We start from the raw sequence: 16,551 nt of genomic DNA on the forward strand, positions 1-16,551 counted from the left end.
GCCGGCCCGCGCGCCGGGCCGCGCGCCGGGCCGCGCGCCGCCATGTCGGCGACATGGCGGCATCGCGCCGGCCCGGATAGCGCCATGTCGGCGACATCGCGCCCGCCCGCCGGCCCGCGCCCGCCCGGGCCGGTGGGCGAAGGTCAGCCGGCGAAGCCGACCCGCTGCCCGGGCGTGGCGGACAGGCCGCGGATCGCCAGCGCGGCGTCCAGCGCCGCCACCGTCGCCGCCCAGCCCTTGTCCTCGGCGGAGCCGGGCAGCCCGGCCCGGTCCTTGGCCTGCTCGATGGTGTCCACGGTGAGCACGCCGTGGGCGACCGGCTTGCCCTCGTCCAGCGCCACCCGGGTCAGCCCGTCGGTGACCGAGCGGCAGACGTAGTCGAAGTGGGCGGTCGCCCCGCGGACGACCACGCCGAGGGCGACCACCACGTCGAACCGGCGGGCCATCGCCTGCGCCACCACGGGCAGTTCCACCGACCCGGCCACCCGGGCCACCACCGCCCGCGCGCCGCACGCCTGGGCGGCGGCGACCGCCCGGTCGACCATGTGGTCGGTCAGCTCGCCGTGCCAGCGCGCCGCGACCACCCCGACGGTCATCCCGGCGGCGTCGACCGCCTCGACCCCGGGCTCGCCGAATCCCGCCATGGCTACGCTCCGATCTCGTCGCCGGTGGCCGGGCGCCCCGACGGCGCCTCGGTCACCTCGTCCAACTCGTCCAGCAGGTGACCCATCCGGTCCCGCTTGGTGCGCAGGTAGCGCACGTTCTCCGGGTGCGGGCGCACCGGCAGCCCCTCGCGGCCGGTGACCGTCAGCCCGTACCCCTCCAGCCCGGCCCGCTTGGCCGGGTTGTTGGTCAGCAGCCGCATCGACCGGACGCCGAGGTCGTAGAGGATCTGCGCGCCGGTGCCGTAGTCCCGGGCGTCGGCCGGCAGCCCCAGGTCGAGGTTGGCGTCCACCGTGTCCCGGCCCCGGTCCTGGAGCTGGTACGCCTGGAGCTTGTGCAGCAGGCCGATCCCCCGCCCCTCGTGTCCGCGTACGTAGAGCACCACCCCGCGCCCCTCCTGGGCGACCCGGGCCAGGGCGGCCTGCAACTGTGGCCCGCAGTCGCAGCGCAGCGAGCCGAACACGTCCCCGGTGAGGCACTCGGAGTGCACCCGCACCAGCACGTCCCGCCCGTCGCCAAGGTCGCCCATGACCAGGGCGATGTGCTCGGCGGGATCGTGCTCGGCGCGGTAGCCCAGCGCCCGGAACACCCCGTACGGGGTGGGCATGCGGGCCGACGCCACCTGCTCCACCTGCTTCTCCGTGCGCCGCCGGTGGGCGATCAGGTCGGCGATGGTGACCAGGGTCAGCCCGTGCTCGGCGCAGAACTTCTCCAGGTCGGGCAGGCGCATCATGGTGCCGTCGTCGTTGACCAGCTCGCAGAGCACGCCGGCCGGGCGCAGGCCGGCCAGCCGGGTCAGGTCGACCGCCGCCTCGGTGTGCCCGGGCCGGCGCAGCACCCCGCCCTCGCGAGCACGCAGCGGCACGACGTGCCCGGGCCGCGCCAGGTCGGTCGGTACGGTCGACGGGGCGGCGAGCAGCCGGATGGTGTGCGCCCGGTCGGCCGCCGAGATGCCGGTGCTGACCCCCTCCCGGGCGTCCACCGTCACCGTGTACGCGGTGCCCCGGCGGTCCTGGTTGGTGTGGTGCATCGGCGGCAGGTCCAGCCGGTCGCACTCGCTCTCGGTGAGCGGCACGCAGATGTAGCCGGAGGTGTAGCGGACCATGAACGCGACCAGCGCCGGGGTGGCGAGCTCAGCCGCGAAGATGAGATCCCCCTCGTTCTCCCGGTCGGCGTCGTCGACCACGACCACGGGACGGCCGGCGGCGATGTCGGCCACCGCCTGCTCGATGCTGGCGAAGGTGGTTCGCTCGCTCATGCCGGCACTCCACTTCGTTCCGCGCCGTCATGAGCCACCACGGCACTGAGCCTGATGATTCGCTCGCTTCGCTCGCTCATGCCACTGCCTCCGAGTAGGTGGGCGGGATCGGGGCGTCGGCCGGGCGGGCGGTGCGGGACGTCCGCCACCAGGCGAGGAGGCCCCACACGCAGAACCCGCCGTAGACGAGGTACATGGCGGCCGACGGGTAGAAGCCCCCGCGCAGCAGCAGCGGCACGCCGACGGCGTCCACCGCGATCCAGACCAGCCAGAACTCCACCCAGCCGCGCGCCATGCCGTACGTGGCCAGCAGGCTGCCGGTGAGGATCCAGGCGTCCGGCAGCGGCCCCCAGGAGCCGAGCGCGGCCAGCACCGGGTACGCGGCGGCGGTGCCGGCCACGGCGGCCGCCAGCAGGCCGAGGCGCTCCCGGCCGGTGGCCCAGCGCGGCGCGACCGCCCGGTCGCCGGCGACCCCGAGGCGGCGGTTGCGCCGCCAGCGCCACCAGCCGTAGAGGCTGACGGCGAAGAAGAAGACCTGCCGGCCGGCCTGGCCGTACAGGTCGTGCTCCTGCGGGGTGGCGAACACCCCGCCGAGGAAGACGGTGAACAGCAGCGCGTTGCCGACCATGCCGACCGGCCAGGCCCAGACCAGCCGGCGCAGGCCGAGCAGGGCGGAGGCCAGCCCGAAGACGTTGCCGACGATCTCCCGGACCAGCACCGGCGAGCCGGCGACGTCCACCTGGGCGTCGAGCAGCCAGCCGAGCGGGCCGATCACCGCGCGCCCCCGCCGGCCAGCCGGTCGCCGAGCAGCCGCTCGACGTACTTGGCCAGCACGTCGACCTCCAGGTTGACCGGGGCGCCGACGCCCCGGGAGCCGAGGGTGGTGAGCTTGAGCGTGGTGGGGATCAGCCCGACGGTGAACCAGTCCGCCCCGACCTGCGCCACGGTCAGCGAGACCCCGTCGACGGTGACCGAGCCCTTCTCCACCACGTACCGGGCGAGGTCGGTGGGGAGGCGGAAGCGGACCGTCTCCCACTGCGCGGCCGGCTCCCGGGACAGCACCTCGCCGACGCCGTCCACGTGGCCCTGCACGATGTGCCCGCCGAGCCGGCTGTTCAGCGCGGCGGCGCGCTCCAGGTTGACCGGGTCGCCCGGGCGCAGGGCGCCGAGGGCGGAGCGGCGCAGGGTCTCGCCCATCACGTCGGCCGTGAAGACGCCGCCGTCGACGTCGACCACGGTGAGGCAGACCCCGTTGACGGCGATGGAGTCGCCGTGCCGGGCGTCCGCGGTGACCAGGGGGCCGCGGATGGCGACCAGCGCGGAGTCGCCCCCCGTGTCGGCGACCCGGACGACCTCGCCCAGCTCCTCGACGATGCCGGTGAACATGTCAGCTAACCCTCCTTCTTTCGGGGCAGCGCGGTGATCCGCAGGTCGGGGCCGACCTGCGTGACGTCGGTGAGTTCCAGGTCGATGGCGTCGGCGATCGTGCCCACGCCGGCGTCGAGCAGCGCGGTCGGGCCCGCGCCGAGCAGCTTCGGCGCGACGTACCCGACGATCCGGTCGACGAGGCCGGCGGCGAGGAACGCGCCGGCCAGCCGGGGCCCGCCCTCCAGCAGCGCCGCCCGCACGCCCCGGTGGTGCAGTTCCGCGAGCAGCGCCGGCAGGTCGACCCGGCCGTCCGGGTCGGCCCCGACCTCGGCGGCGGTGGCGACCCAGGTCCGGGCGGCGCCGTCGCGGACCCGGGCGTCGGCGGGGGTACGCCCCGACGAGTCGACCACGACCCGCAGCGGCTGCCGGATGGCCAGGCTGCCGTCGCGCAGGTTGCGGGCGGTGAGCCGGGGGTCGTCGGCCAGCACGGTGCCCACCCCGGCGATCACCGCGTCGACGGTGCCGCGCAGGGCGTGCACGTCGATCCGGGCCGCCTCGGAGGTGATCCACATGCTGGTGCCGTCGGCGGCGGCGGAGCGCCCGTCCAGCGTCGCGGCGTACTTCCAGATCACGTACGGCCAGCCCCGGCGCATCGAGGTCAGCCAGGCGACGTTGCCGGCCTCGGCCTCGGCGGCGCGCAGCCCGACCTCGACGGCGACGCCGGCGGCGCGCAGGGTGGCGGCCCCGCCGGAGGCGACGGGGTTGGGGTCGGGCACGGCGACCACCACCCGGGCCACGCCGGCCTGGATGAGGGCGAGGCTGCACGGGCCGGTGCGGCCGGTGTGGTCGCAGGGCTCCAGGGTGACCACGGCGGTGCCGCCCCGGGCCCGTTCGCCCGCCTGGGCGAGCGCGACGATCTCGGCGTGCGGCCCGCCCGCGTACGCGTGGAAGCCCTCCCCGACGACCTCGCCGCCCGCGTCGAGCAGCACGCAGCCGACGACCGGGTTGGGACTGGTCGTGCCGAGCCCGCGGGCCGCGAGCGCGATCGCCCGACGCATCGCCTCGTCGACGGGGACGCTGGCCATCCGCCCTGTCCTGCCCTCTCGCTCGCCGGTCCGGCGCTGGCGGTCAGGGGGATGGCCGCGGGCAGGCGGCGGCGGAGCCCGGAAACGGCGGAGCCGGCCCCGGGGAGCCCGCGCGGCGGCCGACACGCAGCGGCCGACACGGACCCGCCCCGTCCCGCGCGCTGTCTCCCATCCGGACTGTCTGGGGCGGCAGCCGCCCCAACCGTCGGCCCTGGATTCTCACCAGGTCCACCGGGCGGCAGAGCCGACCGGGTCGCGGGCTTACCACGGTCGGACCGTGGATCACCGCCGGTTCGGAATTACACCGAGTCCCGCCAGCGCGTGGTGGGTACCCCCGAAGTGTTGCACGCCGGGCGGCAAGCGTCTGCCTGGAGGCGACCTACCTCACAGTCACCCGGAGGCTCAGGTGACTCCGCGCCGCCGGTCGACGGCCACGTACGACCCGGGTTGGCTCTTGGCGACCGACTTCATCTCGGAGGCGACGGCGATGGCCTCAAGTGGGTTGGTGAACCGCTTCTGCGCGTCGGAGACGCAGACCCCGATCGAGAGGGTGACCAGCGCCGCGCGCCGGATGTTGCCCCGGCGGTCCTTCAACTCGACGTAGCCGCGCTCGGCGTCGGCCGGGTCGTAGAGCCGGTCGGCCGAGGTCTCGAAGTCCACGACGGCGCGGGAGGTGAGCGGCCGGATCTGCTCCGGGCTGCACACGATGACGAAGTCGTCGCCGCCGACGTGGCCGAGGAAGGCCGGCGGCAGCCCGAGCGAGACGACCGCCCGGTGCAGGCTGCGGGCCAGCGCCGAGATGAACTCGTCGCCCCGGACGAAGCCGTACCGGTCGTTGACGCTCTTGAACCGGTCGATGTCGACGTAGCCGACGGCGTAGTCCACGCCGCTGCGTACCCGGTCGCTGATCTCCCGGCGGATCCGGCTGTTGCCGGGCAGGCCGGTCAGCGGGGAGACCTCGCGGAACTCCTTGTTGCGGCGCAGGGTGGAGCTGACCCGGGCCACCAACTCGGCCGTGTCGAACGGCTTGACCAGGTAGTCGTCGGCGCCGGCGCTGAGGCCGTTGACCTTGTCCGAGGTCATGCCCTTGGCGGTCAACATGATCACCGGCAGGGCGGAGGTCATCGGGTCGGCGCGCAGCCGGCGGGTCAGCTCCAGGCCGTCGATGCGCGGCATCATCAGGTCCACCACGGCCAGGTCGGGCCGCTGCCGTTCGATGACCTCCAGGGCCTCCTGGCCGTCGCTGGCGTGCAGCACCTCGAAGCCGTGCAGCCGGAGGTTGAACTCGACGAACCGGGCGATGTCCGCGTCGTCGTCGACGACGAGGATGACATCGGGTCGCTCGCCGGACGGTTCCATCTCAGGCCCCGGCGACCGCGCGTCGTGCCAGGTCCCGCAGTTTGCGGACCGCCTCGGCGGGGTCCTCGGCGCCGTAGACCGCGGTGCCGGCGACGAAGGCGTCCGCGCCGGCGGCGGCCGCCTGCTCGATGGTGTCGGCGGCGATCCCGCCGTCGACCTCGATGCGCAGCTCCAGGTGGCCGGCGTCGACGTGCCGCCGGGCGGCGCGGACCTTGTCCAGCAGCTCGGGGATGAACCGTTGCCCACCGAAGCCGGCCTTGATCGTCATGATCAGCAGGGTGTCGAAGCTGGGCAGCAGCTCCAGGTACGGCTCGATCGGGGTGTCCCGGTCGATCGCCAGCCCGGCCTTCGCCCCGGCCGCCCGCAGGTCCTTGGCCAGCGCCACCGGGTTGTCGCACGCCTCGGCGTGGAAGGTGACGTTGTACGCCCCGGCGTCGGCGTACCCGGGGGCCCACCGGCGCGGGTCGGTGATCATCAGGTGCACGTCGAACGGGAGCCTGGTCGCCGCCCGCAGGCTCTGCACCACGGGCAGCCCGATGGTCAGGTTCGGCACGAAGTGGTTGTCCATGACGTCCACGTGCAGCCAGTCCGCGGCGTCCTCGACGGCGCGGACCTCCTCGGCGAGGCGGGCGAAGTCGGCGGCGAGGATGCTGGGTGCGACGATCGGCGGCGGTACGGTCACCGGGCAAGTGTACGAACGCGCGATCGGCCGCTCGCCGCGGCCGGTACGTGCGCGGTCTCCCGGGCGGCGACGGCCGTGGGCTCACCCGTTCGGTGCGGGGCGCCGAGCCGCAGGGGCTACCCGCGATCCGGGCGTCGGTGCCGTATGCTCGCGCTCCGTGGGCGCCGGAGGCCGACGGTCCGTGGGGCCGGGCCGGGCGGTGGCACCGCACCACGAGCGACGGGGAGGTCGACCAATGCGGCGATGGTGGACGGCGGTCGCCGTCGGTGCGACGGTGGCGGCGCTGGCCGGCTGCGGCGCGCCGGGCGGGGTGGACGGCGATCTCGTCGACGACTGGAAGGGGATGGCCGCCCCGGCGCCGTTCGTGCCGGCTGTCGGCACCTGTCACCCCGCGGTCCAGGAGGTCGGCTATCTCTCCGCCTACAACCCGGTGGACTGCGGGACGTCCCACCGGGTGGAGACGATCCACGTCGGAACGGTGACCGGGGCGGCCGCCGACCGGAGCACTCCCCCGGCCGCCGGGTCCGCCGGGATCAAGGCGGTGCGCGCCGAGTGTGACCGGGAGGTCAACAAGGCGGTGGGCGCCGACTGGCGCTCGGGCCGACTCTTCCTCTCCACGGTCTTCCCGTCGCGGCAGGCGTGGAAGGGCGGGGCCCGGTGGTTCCGCTGCGACCTCAACGAGGTGGAGAGCGTGGACGACTCCAGCGTCGTCCCGCGCACCGCCAGCCTCAAGGGCGCGCTGAGCGGCAACTCCCCGCTGGCGCACCGCTGCTTCCAGCCGAAGATCAAGAACAGCACCGTGGACGAGATGACGGCGGTCCCGTGCACCAGGAAGCACCGGGCCGAGTTCGTCGGCGTCTACCAGGCCCCGGACGTCGCCTTCAACCAGATCGACAACAACCGGCTGCGCATCCACCGGGGCTGCCGCTCCCTGATCGCCTCGTACGTGAAGGTGCCGAACAACGGGGACCTGGAGTACCGGGCGGGGACGATCTTCTACCACGCCTTCGAGGCGGCGTGGACGGACGGCAACCGGGGCGTGCAGTGCTTCCTCTGGGTCGACCGCGACCTCACCCGCTCGCTCAAGGGCGCCGGCACCAAGGGCCTGCCGATCCGCTGATCCCGCCCGCCCGGGCGGGACAGGGCTGACCCGCCCGGGCCGGAGCAGGACTCTGAACCCCACCCGGGTCGGAGGCGAGGCTGAGCCCGGCCGGCCGGAACAACGCTGAGCCCGGCCGGGGCGGGGACCTGCCGTAAGCCGCGGGGCGGGACACAGATGGTCGCCGGGGCCGAGCTATCCCGCTCGGCCCCGGCGTCGTTCCGTCACCCGACCCCGGCGGGGCCGGTGCCGCTCAGCCGCGGCGCAGCACCGCGAGGAACATGGCATCCGTGCCGTGCCGGTGCGGCCACAGCTGCACGCTCGGCCCGTCCCCCAGCCCGGGCATGCCGGCCGGCAGCAGCGGCCGGGCGTCGACGAAGTCCGCCGGCACCCCGGACCGGCGGGCCGCCTCGGTCACCGTCACATGCGTCTCGACGGTGTGCGGGGAGCAGGTCACGTAGGCGACCAGGCCGCCCGGACGCGCCGCCCGCAGCGCCGCCGACAGCAACTCCCGCTGCAGCCGGGTCAGCGGCGGCAGGTCCGACGGCTGCCGCCGCCAGCGGGACTCCGGCCGGCGGCGCAGCGCGCCCAACCCGGTGCACGGGGCGTCCACCAGCACCCGGTCGAAGTGCCCCTCCGGCAGCTGCGGATCGCCGCCGACCGTGCGCCCGTCGGTGTTCAGCACGGTCACCGGCAGCCCCCGGGTGGCCTGGGCGACCAGCCGGGCCCGGTGCTCCGCCACCTCGACCGCGGTCAGCTCCGCGCCGCGCTGCGCGGCCAGCGCGCCGAGCAGGCCGGACTTGCCGCCCGGCCCGGCGCACAGGTCGAGCCAGTGCGCGTCCGGGCCGTCCAGGGGCGCGTCCGCGAGGGCGTTGGCGACCAGCTGGGAGCCCTCGTCCTGGACGTGCGCCCGTCCCTCGGTCACCGCCCGCAGGTCGCCCGGCGCGCCGCCCGGCAGGTAGACCGCGTACGGGGAGAAGGCGCCGGGCGCGCCGCCGACCTCGTCGGCCAGCTCGGCCGCGTCGGCCCGGCCCGGCCGGGCGCACAGGTGCACCGGCGGGCGCTCGTTGTCCTCGATCAGCAGGCGGGTGGTCTCGCCCAGGTCGCCGCCGAGCGCCTCGGCGAACGCCCGGACGATCCACTGCGGGTGGCTGTACGCCAGGGCCAGGTGCCCGATCGGGTCGGCCTCCGCGTCCGGGGCGAGCTTCGCCACCCAGGTGTCGACGTCGCCGGTGGCGACCTCGCGCAGCACCGCGTTGGCGAACCCGGTGGCGCCGGGGCCGACCGCGCGGACCAGGTCGACCGTCGAGGAGACCGCCGCGTGCGGCGGCACCCGGGTGTGCAGCAGCTGGTACGCGCCCAGCCGCAGCGCGTCGCGCACCGGCGGGTCGATCCGGGCGACGTCCCGCCCGGCGGCGGCCCCGAGGATCGCGTCGAGGGTGCCGGTGTGCCGCAGGGTGCCGTACGTCAGCTCGGTGGCGAAGGCGGCGTCCCGGCCGGTGAGCCCGGCGTCGCGCAGCATCGCCGGCAGCACCAGGTTGGCGTACGCGTCGTCGCGGTGCACCGCCGCGACGGCCTCGTACGCGACGTGCCGGGGCAGGTCGGCCACCGGCCGCGCGGGCCGACGGCCGCCCTGCCGGTCCCCGCCGCCCCGCCAGCCCCCGCCGCCCCGCCGGTCCCCGCCGCTCGGCCGGTCTGCGCCGCCCCGCCGGTCTGCGCTACCGCGGCCGCCGGCAGGTGCCTGTCGCGGGCTCTCCGCCGGCCCCGTCACGCGAGCTCCTCCCCGGCGGCGACCCGGGCGCCACGCGCCCAGTCGACCGCCGGCATGACCCGCTTGCCCGCGGCCCGCACCTCGCCGAGGCGGACCGGGGCGGTGGCCGTGCCGGCCAGCACCCGGGACTTCCCCACCAGCAGCTCGCCGGGCTTCAGCTCCGGGCCCCCGGCCGGCGACGCCACCGGCGTGACCGGGCCGAGCTTGACCCGCTCGCCGCGAAACGTGGTCCACGGGCCGGGCGCCGGCGTGCAGGCCCGGATCCGCCGGTCCACCGCGAACGCCGGGTCGGCCCAGCGCACCCGCGCGTCCTCCACCGTCAGCTTCGGCGCCAGCGACACCCCGTCGGCGGGCTGCGGCTCGGCCCGCGCGGTGCCCGCCCCGATCGCGTCGAGGACCGCGACCAGCAGACCGGCCCCGGAGTGGGCGAGCCGCTCCAGCAGGTCCCCGGAGGTGTCCGTCGGGCGGATCTCGTCGGTGAGGGTGCCGTAGACGGGGCCGGTGTCCAGCCCCTGTTCCAACTGGAAGACGCTGGCCCCGGTCAGCTCGTCGCCGTGCAACACGGCGTGCTGGACGGGGGCCGCCCCGCGCCAGGCGGGCAGCAGGGAGAAGTGCAGGTTGATCCAGCCGTGCCGGGGGATCTCCAGCGCGGCCGGCGGCACCAGCGCGCCGTACGCCACGACCGGGACGCAGTCCGGGGCCAGCTCGCGCAGCCGGTCGAGGAACTCGGGCTCGCGCGGGCGCGCCGGGGTGAGCACCTCGACGCCGTGCTCGTCGGCCCACGCGCCGACCGGCGAGCGGACGAGACCCCGGCCCCGACCAGCCGGGGCGTCGGGGCGGGTGACCACGGCGAGCAGCTCGTGGCCGGAGGCCGCGACGGCGGCCAGGGCGGGTACGGCGACGGCCGGCGTGCCGGCGAAGATCAGGCGCACCGGATCACCGCCCCAGGCCGAACGGGTTGCCGGCGGCGTGGGGGGTGAGCTTGACGGTCGGCGGGGCGGCGGGGTCGTACCACTCCGCCTGGCGGATCGCCTTCATCGCCTCCTTGCGGCCGGCCGGGTCGAGCCGGTCGACGAAGAGCACCCCGTCGAGGTGGTCGGTCTCGTGCTGCACGCAGCGGGCCATCAGGCCGGTGCCGACGATCTGCACCGGGTCCCCGTAGCCGTTGAAGCCCTTGGCGACCACGTTCTGCCGGCGCTTGGTGTCGAAGTAGAGCCCGGGGATGGACAGGCAGCCCTCCGGGCCGTCCTGTTCCTCCTCGTCGGGGAACTCCAGCACCGGGTTGACCAGGTGGCCGAGCACGTCGTCGACGTCGAAGGTGAACACCCGCAGGCCCACGCCGAGCTGGGGCGCGGCGAGGCCGGCGCCGCTCTGCTCACGCATCGTGTCGGTCAGGTCGGCGATGAGCCTGCGCAGCTCGGCGTCGAAGTCGACCACCGGGTCGGCCGGGGTGCGCAGCACCGGATCGCCGAACAGACGGATGGGCTGGACGGTCACGCGGGGTGGCTCCTTCGGCTGGGCGGCGGTGATACGACAGTGGCCGGACCCAGTCTACGAAAGTGGCCGGAGCGGCCCCGGCCGGCGTACGGCGATCGGTGGCGCTCAGGCGCCGGGTGCGGAATCGCCGGCGAGCACGGCGTCCCCGGCGAGCAGGCAGTGCTCCGGCAGCGGCAACCGGGTCCCGTGCGCCGCCTCCCAGTCGTACACGGTGCTGGGGCGGACCTGGGCAGCGAAGTAGTCCACGGCGCGCATCCCGCCGACCACCGGCTCGTCGGCCTCGGCGACCAGCCGGGCCGGCACCAGCGGGAAGCCGTTCTGGATGGCGGCGCTGAGGCGGCGGTGACCGTCGACGACGTAGAAGTACCGCCCCGTGTAGCCGATCCCCAGCGGCTCCAGCGCCTCGTCCCCGGCGCGGGCGACCTCGCCGACGAACCCGGAGTCCCACAGCCCGCGCAGGGCGCCGACCTCCTCGGTCGGGTAGACCCGGGTCGGGTCGAGCAGCAGCAGCGGCGCGCCGTCGCGGAGCACGTCGGCGCCGAGCCGGCCCTCGTACACGTCGACGATGTGCTCGATCACCTGCTCCGGGTTGGCCCGGGTGGTGTCGCAGATCAGGTCGTAGTTGCGCAGCCGGGCCTTGTCGACGCCGTAGCGGACGATGAACCGGCCCCGCTCGCTCTCGCTGCGCTCGTGCAGCTTGACCTTCGCCTCCTCCAGGGAGGTGTAGCTCTCGGCCGGGCCGGAGGGGCGGGCCAGCACCCGGCGGGCCGCCTCGCTCGGCTCGGTGATCATGTGCACCTTGAGCGCGTCGGTGAAGAAGTGCCACGCCAGCCGGGAGTCCATGACGAGGCGTTCGCCGGAGGCGGCGATGTCCTGCTGGAGCTGGTCGACGTAGCCGTCGACGGCGTGGTCGAGCTCGGCGTGCAGGTTGAGCTGGAGCGCGGTCATCTGCCGCTCCTGCGCCATCTGGCGGTAGAGGTCGCCGACGCTGACCCGGCGCAGCCCCAGCCGCTTGGCGATCTCGATGGAGACGGTGCTCTTGCCGCTGCCGAGGTCACCGTTGAAGACGATCGACTGACGAAGGGTCACGACTGGTCCACCCCTGCTCACCGGCTGATTGACATCATCGAATGGCGTCGCTTCCGACGCCCTTTCCGCCATCGTCACGATCCTGCGACGACTCCGGCTTGGCGCGTCTGGCACCGTGCCGCGACCTGGAGCCGCCGTACGCCCGGGCATGACGGGCGATGCTATCACGCTTACCCAACACGGATCGTGACGACGCCCGGAACGGAAGGGTGGCGGTTTCAGAACAGCGTCAGCGGGTCGACCTGGAGGCGTACCGGGTCGGCCGCCTTGCGGGCGGCGCGGACCCCGGCCGCGGTGTGCAGCGCCCCGGCGAGCGCCGCCGCCCGGGCCCGGGGCACCCGGACCAGCATCCGCTCCCGGTCGCCGTCGGCGGGAACCGGGCCGAGCACCTCGGCGTCCTCGGGCAGCCGGGCCTCGGCCAGCAGGTCGGCCACGGCGTCGGCCGGGCCGGTGACGCTGGCCATCCGCACCGCGGGCGGGAAACCCAGCTCGCGCCGCTCGGCCAGCTCCCGGGCGGCGAACCAGGCGGCGTCCCAGCGCAGCAGCGCCTGCACCGGCGCCAGCGCGCCGTCGGCGACCACCACCACCCGGCCGCCGGCCGCGGCGGGCCGGGCCAACGCGGCGGCCGCGAGCCAGCGCCGCAGCGCCTCCTCCCCGGCCCGCAGGTCGGCCCGGGTGAGCAGGGCCCACGAGTCGAGCAGCAGGACCGCGCCGTAGCCACCCTCGGCGACCGGCTCGGCCCCCGGCGTGGCCACGACGAGGCCGGCCCCGCCGGGCACGGTGGTCAGCACCTCCTCCCGGCCGGACGTGCGCACCGGCACGCCGGGGAAGGCCCGGCCCAGCTCCTCGGCGGTCCGCCGGGCCCCAGTGACGGCCGCGCGCAGCCGCCGCCCGTCGCACTCGGGGCAGGCGTACGCGGCGGTCACCCGCCCGCACCAGCGGCAGGTGGGCGGGCCGGCGGCCGAGGGCAGGGCCAGCGGGCCGGCGCAGTGCGGGCAGCGCGCCGGGGCGCGGCAGTCGGCGCAGGAGACCGAGGGCACGTAGCCACGGCGGGGCACCTGGACCAGCACCGGGGCGTCGGCGCGCACCGCGTCCCGGGCGGCGGCCCAGGCCAGGCTGGGCAGCCGGGCGGTCGCGGCGCCGGGGTCGCGGGCCAGTTGCGGGTCGTCGCCGGTCGGCGTGATGGCCGGGGTACGCGCCCGCAGGGTGGCCCGGTCGGCCACCACCTCCCGGGCCCAGCCGGTCTCCACCAGCAGCTGCGCCTCGGCGCTGCGGGCGTACCCGCCGACCAGGGCCGCCGCGCCGGCGAGCTGGGCGCGGGTGAGCAGCACCTCCCGGGCGTGCGGGTAGGGAGCGCGCGGCTCGGCGTGCAGGTCGTCGCCGTCGTCGACGATGGCGACGAGGCCGAGCCGGTGGACCGGGGCGAACATCGCGGCGCGGGTGCCGGCCACCACGGCGACGTCGCCGCGGCGGGCGGCCAGGAACGCCCGGTAGCGCCGGGCCGGGCCGGCCGCGGCGGCGAGGCTGACGTGCCGGCCGGGGCCGAGCGCCGCGGTCAGCGCCGCGTCGAGGCGGTCGAGGTCCCGGGCGTCGGGCACCACGACCACCGCGCCGCGCCCGCCGGCCACGGTGGCGGCGACCGCCTCGGCGTACCGGGCGGGCCAGTCCTCGCCGGGCAGCGCGGACCAGACCGCGCGGGCGGTGCGGCCGTCGGTCAGGGCGCGCAGGAAGGCCGGCCCGGCGGGGTACGCGCGCCAGCCGGCCGCCTCCGGCGGGTCGAGGGGGGCGGGGGGCTGCGCCGGGGCGTGGGGTTCCTTCTCCACGCGGGCGTGCCGGGGCGGCACGGCCAGCCGGAGCACGTCGGCGAGGCTGCCGGCGTACCGGTCGGCGACGGCCCGGGCGAGCCGGGCGATCTCCGGGGCGAGCACGGGCTCCGGCGAGACCACCTTCTCCAGGTACGCCAGCCGCCCGGTGTGCCCCGAGTCGTCGGCCCGCTCCAGCAGCCAGCCGTCGACGAGCTGGCCGGCGAAGCGCACCTTGACCCGGACGCCGGGCGCGGCGACGGCGTCCAGCTCGGCGGGGACCAGGTAGTCGAAGGGGCGGTCCAGGTGGGCGAGCGGCACGTCCACGCAGACGCGAGCGACCGGCGACCCGTCCGCGGGCCGCCGGTCGCTACGCCTGGTGCCGGTCAGGCTCCCGCGGCCGACTTGAGGTCGGCGGCCCGGTCGGTGCTCTCCCAGGTCAGGTCGGGCAGTTCCCGGCCGAAGTGGCCGTACGCCGCGGTCTGCCGGTAGATCGGGCGGAGCAGGTTCAGGTCCCGGATGATGGCGGCCGGACGCAGGTCGAACACCTCGCCGACGGCCTTCTCGATCGAGGCGACCGGCACGGTCTCGGTGCCGAACGTCTCGATGAACAGGCTCACCGGGTGGGCCTTGCCGATCGCGTACGCGACCTGCGCCTCGCAGCGCTCGGCCAAGCCGGCGGCGACCACGTTCTTGGCCACCCAGCGCATCGCGTACGCGGCCGACCGGTCGACCTTGGACGGGTCCTTGCCGGAGAACGCGCCGCCGCCGTGGCGGGCGTACCCGCCGTACGTGTCGACGATGATCTTCCGGCCGGTGAGACCGGCGTCACCCATCGGGCCGCCGATCTCGAAGCGCCCGGTCGGGTTGACCAGCAGCCGGTAGCCGTCGGTGTCCAGGCCCAGGCTCTCCAGCTCGGGGGCGATGACGTGGTCGCGCACGTCCGGGGTGAGCAGCGACTCCAGCGAGATGTCGGCCGCGTGCTGGCTGGACACGACGACCGTGTTCAGCCGGACCGGGCGCAGCCCCTCGTACTCGATGGTGACCTGCGTCTTGCCGTCCGGGCGCAGGTACGGGATCGTGCCGTCCTTGCGCATCGCGGTCAGGCGGCGGGCCAGCCGGTGCGCCAGCGCGATCGGCAGCGGCATCAGCTCGGGCGTCTCGGAGCAGGCGAAGCCGAACATCATGCCCTGGTCGCCGGCGCCCTGCGCGTCCAGCGCGCTCTCCGACGTCCCGGTACGAAGCTCCATCGCGTTGTCGACGCCCTGCGCGATGTCCGGGGACTGCGCGCCGATGGAGACGCTGACACCGCAGGACGCCCCGTCGAAGCCCTTCTTCGAGGAGTCGTAGCCGATGTCGAGGATCGTCTCCCGGACGATGCTCGGGATGTCTGCGTAGGCCTTGGTCGTCACCTCACCCGCGACGTGCACCTGGCCGGTGGTGATCAGGGTCTCGACGGCCACGCGACTGTGCGCGTCCTGGGTGAGCAATGCGTCGAGAATGCCGTCGCTGATCTGGTCTGCGATCTTGTCCGGGTGGCCTTCCGTGACCGATTCGGACGTGAAGAGGCGGCGTGTCACGGCACTCCTAAGTTAAGGAAAAGTCGTTCCGCGGAAGTGTAGTCACCCATACTTGCGAAGAACATGATCCGTCAGGTTGGAGTCACCGTTCGGGCATGCCAGCCAGGCGGGGCACCACGAGGTCCCAGACGGCGTCGGCGAGGTCCTCTTTGGAGCGCTCCGGTATGACGCACACGGAGCCGTCCGCGCCGATGACGGTCGCCGCGTTCGTCTCGGCGCCGAAGACCTTGTTCAGCCCGACCTCGTTGACGACGATGAGGTCCGCCCGCTTGCGGGCGAGCTTGGCCCGGCCGTTGGCCTCGGCGTCGCCGGTCTCCGCGGCGAACACCACCAGCACCTGACCCGGCCGGCGCCGCCGGCCGAGTTCCACAGCGATGTCCGGGTTGGTGACGAGATCGATGGTAGGCGGCCCGGCGTCCGATTTCTTGATTTTCGCCGGGGCGTAGCTGGCCGGGCGAAAATCGGCGGGCGCCGCCGCCATCACCACCACGTCCGCCCCGGCCGCCGCGTCGAGGGTGGCCGTCCGCAGTTCCTCGGTGGTGCCGACCCGGACCAGGTCGACGCCGGCCGGGTCGGCGAGCGACACGTTGGCGGCGATCAGGGTGACCCGGGCGCCCCGGGCGACCGCCGCGCGGGCGAAGGCGTAGCCCTGCTTGCCGGAGGAACGGTTTCCGAGGAACCGCACCGGGTCGAGCGGCTCGCGGGTGCCGCCGGCGGTCACCACCACGTGCCGACCGGCCAGGTCGGCGGGCGCGTCAACGCCCCGGGCGAGGGCCCGCCGGGCGACGGCGAAGATCTCCGCCGGGTCGGGCAGCCGGCCCTTGCCGGTGTCGGCGCCGGTGAGCCGGCCGACGGCCGGCTCGATCACCCGGACGCCCCGGGAGCGCAGCGTGGCGACGTTGGCCGCCGTGGCCGGGTGCTCCCACATCTCGGTGTGCATCGCCGGGGCGAGCACCACCGGGCACCGGGCGGTGAGCAGGGTGTTGGTGAGCAGGTCGTCGGCGAGGCCGTGGGCGGCCTTGGCGAGCAGGTCGGCGGTGGCGGGGGCGACCACGACCAGGTCGGCCCGCTGGCCGAGCCGGACGTGCGGCACCTCGTGCACGTCGGACCAGACGTCGTCGGCCACGGGCTGGCCGGACAGGGCGGCCCAGGTCGGCGCTCCGACGAAGCGGAGCGCCGACGCGGTCGGCACGACGCGGACGCGGTGGCCCGACTCGGTGAACAGCCGCAGCAGCTCACACGCCTTGTAGGCGGCGATGCCGCCGCCGACCCCGAGGACGATCTCGGCGGACATCGAC

Annotated in this window: 15 protein-coding genes and 1 riboswitch; of the genes, 1 reads left to right on the forward strand and 14 read right to left on the reverse strand. The window is 75.4% G+C overall.

From position 1 onward, the window contains the following. Window positions 1–143: 143 nt before the first annotated feature. The 7 genes from ribH to rpe all read right to left on the reverse strand — a co-directional run bounded on the left by ribH (window position 144) and on the right by rpe (window position 6,415). A complete protein-coding gene (ribH, locus tag ACGFIZ_RS19590; protein ID WP_393421097.1) occupies window positions 144–644 on the reverse strand; it encodes a 6,7-dimethyl-8-ribityllumazine synthase in 501 nt (166 codons plus the stop codon). 2 nt (window positions 645–646) lie between these two features. After that, complete coding sequence (locus tag ACGFIZ_RS19595) at window positions 647–1,921, reverse strand: bifunctional 3,4-dihydroxy-2-butanone-4-phosphate synthase/GTP cyclohydrolase II (protein ID WP_393421099.1); 1,275 nt, start codon at window positions 1,919–1,921, stop codon at window positions 647–649. A 76-nt stretch (window positions 1,922–1,997) separates the two neighbouring features. Further along, a complete protein-coding gene (pnuC, locus tag ACGFIZ_RS19600; RefSeq protein WP_393421231.1) occupies window positions 1,998–2,693 on the reverse strand; it encodes a nicotinamide riboside transporter PnuC in 696 nt (231 codons plus the stop codon). Further along, a complete protein-coding gene (locus ACGFIZ_RS19605) occupies window positions 2,693–3,307 on the reverse strand; it encodes a riboflavin synthase (RefSeq protein WP_393421101.1) in 615 nt (204 codons plus the stop codon). The genes pnuC and ACGFIZ_RS19605 overlap by 1 nt, the downstream gene beginning before the upstream one ends. A gap of 5 nt (window positions 3,308–3,312) precedes the next feature. Next, window positions 3,313–4,374, reverse strand: coding sequence for a bifunctional diaminohydroxyphosphoribosylaminopyrimidine deaminase/5-amino-6-(5-phosphoribosylamino)uracil reductase RibD (gene ribD, locus ACGFIZ_RS19610; protein ID WP_393421103.1), 1,062 nt, complete (start codon window positions 4,372–4,374; stop codon window positions 3,313–3,315). A gap of 156 nt (window positions 4,375–4,530) precedes the next feature. After that, window positions 4,531–4,697, reverse strand: a riboswitch (FMN riboswitch). A gap of 79 nt (window positions 4,698–4,776) precedes the next feature. Further along, the gene (locus ACGFIZ_RS19615; RefSeq protein ID WP_393421105.1) at window positions 4,777–5,733 is read right to left on the reverse strand and encodes a response regulator; all 957 of its coding nucleotides are present in this window, start codon (window positions 5,731–5,733) and stop codon (window positions 4,777–4,779) included. Between the two features lies 1 nt (window position 5,734). After that, on the reverse strand, window positions 5,735–6,415 hold the full coding sequence (gene rpe, locus ACGFIZ_RS19620; RefSeq protein WP_393421107.1) for a ribulose-phosphate 3-epimerase: 681 nt from the start codon (window positions 6,413–6,415) through the stop codon (window positions 5,735–5,737). A gap of 235 nt (window positions 6,416–6,650) precedes the next feature. Here rpe and ACGFIZ_RS19625 point away from each other — a divergent pair, with 235 nt between their 5' ends. Further along, window positions 6,651–7,535: a septum formation family protein gene (locus ACGFIZ_RS19625; RefSeq protein ID WP_393421109.1), complete on the forward strand. Its 885-nt coding sequence runs from the start codon at window positions 6,651–6,653 to the stop codon at window positions 7,533–7,535. A 232-nt stretch (window positions 7,536–7,767) separates the two neighbouring features. On the opposite strand, the gene ACGFIZ_RS19630 is transcribed toward ACGFIZ_RS19625, so the two are convergent. The 7 genes from ACGFIZ_RS19630 to coaBC form a co-directional block, all read right to left on the reverse strand. Further along, window positions 7,768–9,285: an RsmB/NOP family class I SAM-dependent RNA methyltransferase gene (locus ACGFIZ_RS19630; protein WP_393421111.1), complete on the reverse strand. Its 1,518-nt coding sequence runs from the start codon at window positions 9,283–9,285 to the stop codon at window positions 7,768–7,770. After that, window positions 9,282–10,217 (reverse strand): methionyl-tRNA formyltransferase, encoded by a 936-nt coding sequence (gene fmt, locus ACGFIZ_RS19635; protein ID WP_393421113.1) that lies wholly within the window; start codon window positions 10,215–10,217, stop codon window positions 9,282–9,284. The genes ACGFIZ_RS19630 and fmt overlap by 4 nt, the downstream gene beginning before the upstream one ends. 4 nt (window positions 10,218–10,221) lie before the next feature. Further along, window positions 10,222–10,782 carry a peptide deformylase gene (def, locus tag ACGFIZ_RS19640; RefSeq protein WP_393421115.1) on the reverse strand — a complete coding sequence of 187 codons (561 nt, stop codon included), beginning with the start codon at window positions 10,780–10,782 and terminating at the stop codon, window positions 10,222–10,224. A 105-nt stretch (window positions 10,783–10,887) separates the two neighbouring features. After that, on the reverse strand, window positions 10,888–11,871 hold the full coding sequence (locus tag ACGFIZ_RS19645) for an AAA family ATPase (RefSeq protein ID WP_393421117.1): 984 nt from the start codon (window positions 11,869–11,871) through the stop codon (window positions 10,888–10,890). A 218-nt stretch (window positions 11,872–12,089) separates the two neighbouring features. Continuing rightward, the gene (locus ACGFIZ_RS19650) at window positions 12,090–14,000 is read right to left on the reverse strand and encodes a primosomal protein N' (RefSeq protein WP_393421119.1); all 1,911 of its coding nucleotides are present in this window, start codon (window positions 13,998–14,000) and stop codon (window positions 12,090–12,092) included. Between the two features lie 59 nt (window positions 14,001–14,059). After that, window positions 14,060–15,253, reverse strand: a complete 1,194-nt coding sequence (metK, locus tag ACGFIZ_RS19655) for a methionine adenosyltransferase (RefSeq protein ID WP_393421121.1) — start codon at window positions 15,251–15,253, stop codon at window positions 14,060–14,062. An 82-nt stretch (window positions 15,254–15,335) separates the two neighbouring features. After that, window positions 15,336–16,547: a bifunctional phosphopantothenoylcysteine decarboxylase/phosphopantothenate--cysteine ligase CoaBC gene (gene coaBC / locus ACGFIZ_RS19660; RefSeq protein ID WP_393421123.1), complete on the reverse strand. Its 1,212-nt coding sequence runs from the start codon at window positions 16,545–16,547 to the stop codon at window positions 15,336–15,338. Window positions 16,548–16,551 lie beyond the last annotated feature (4 nt).

It is taken from the genome of Micromonospora sp. NPDC048830 (assembly GCF_043198215.1).
Lineage (GTDB): Bacteria > Actinomycetota > Actinomycetes > Mycobacteriales > Micromonosporaceae > Micromonospora.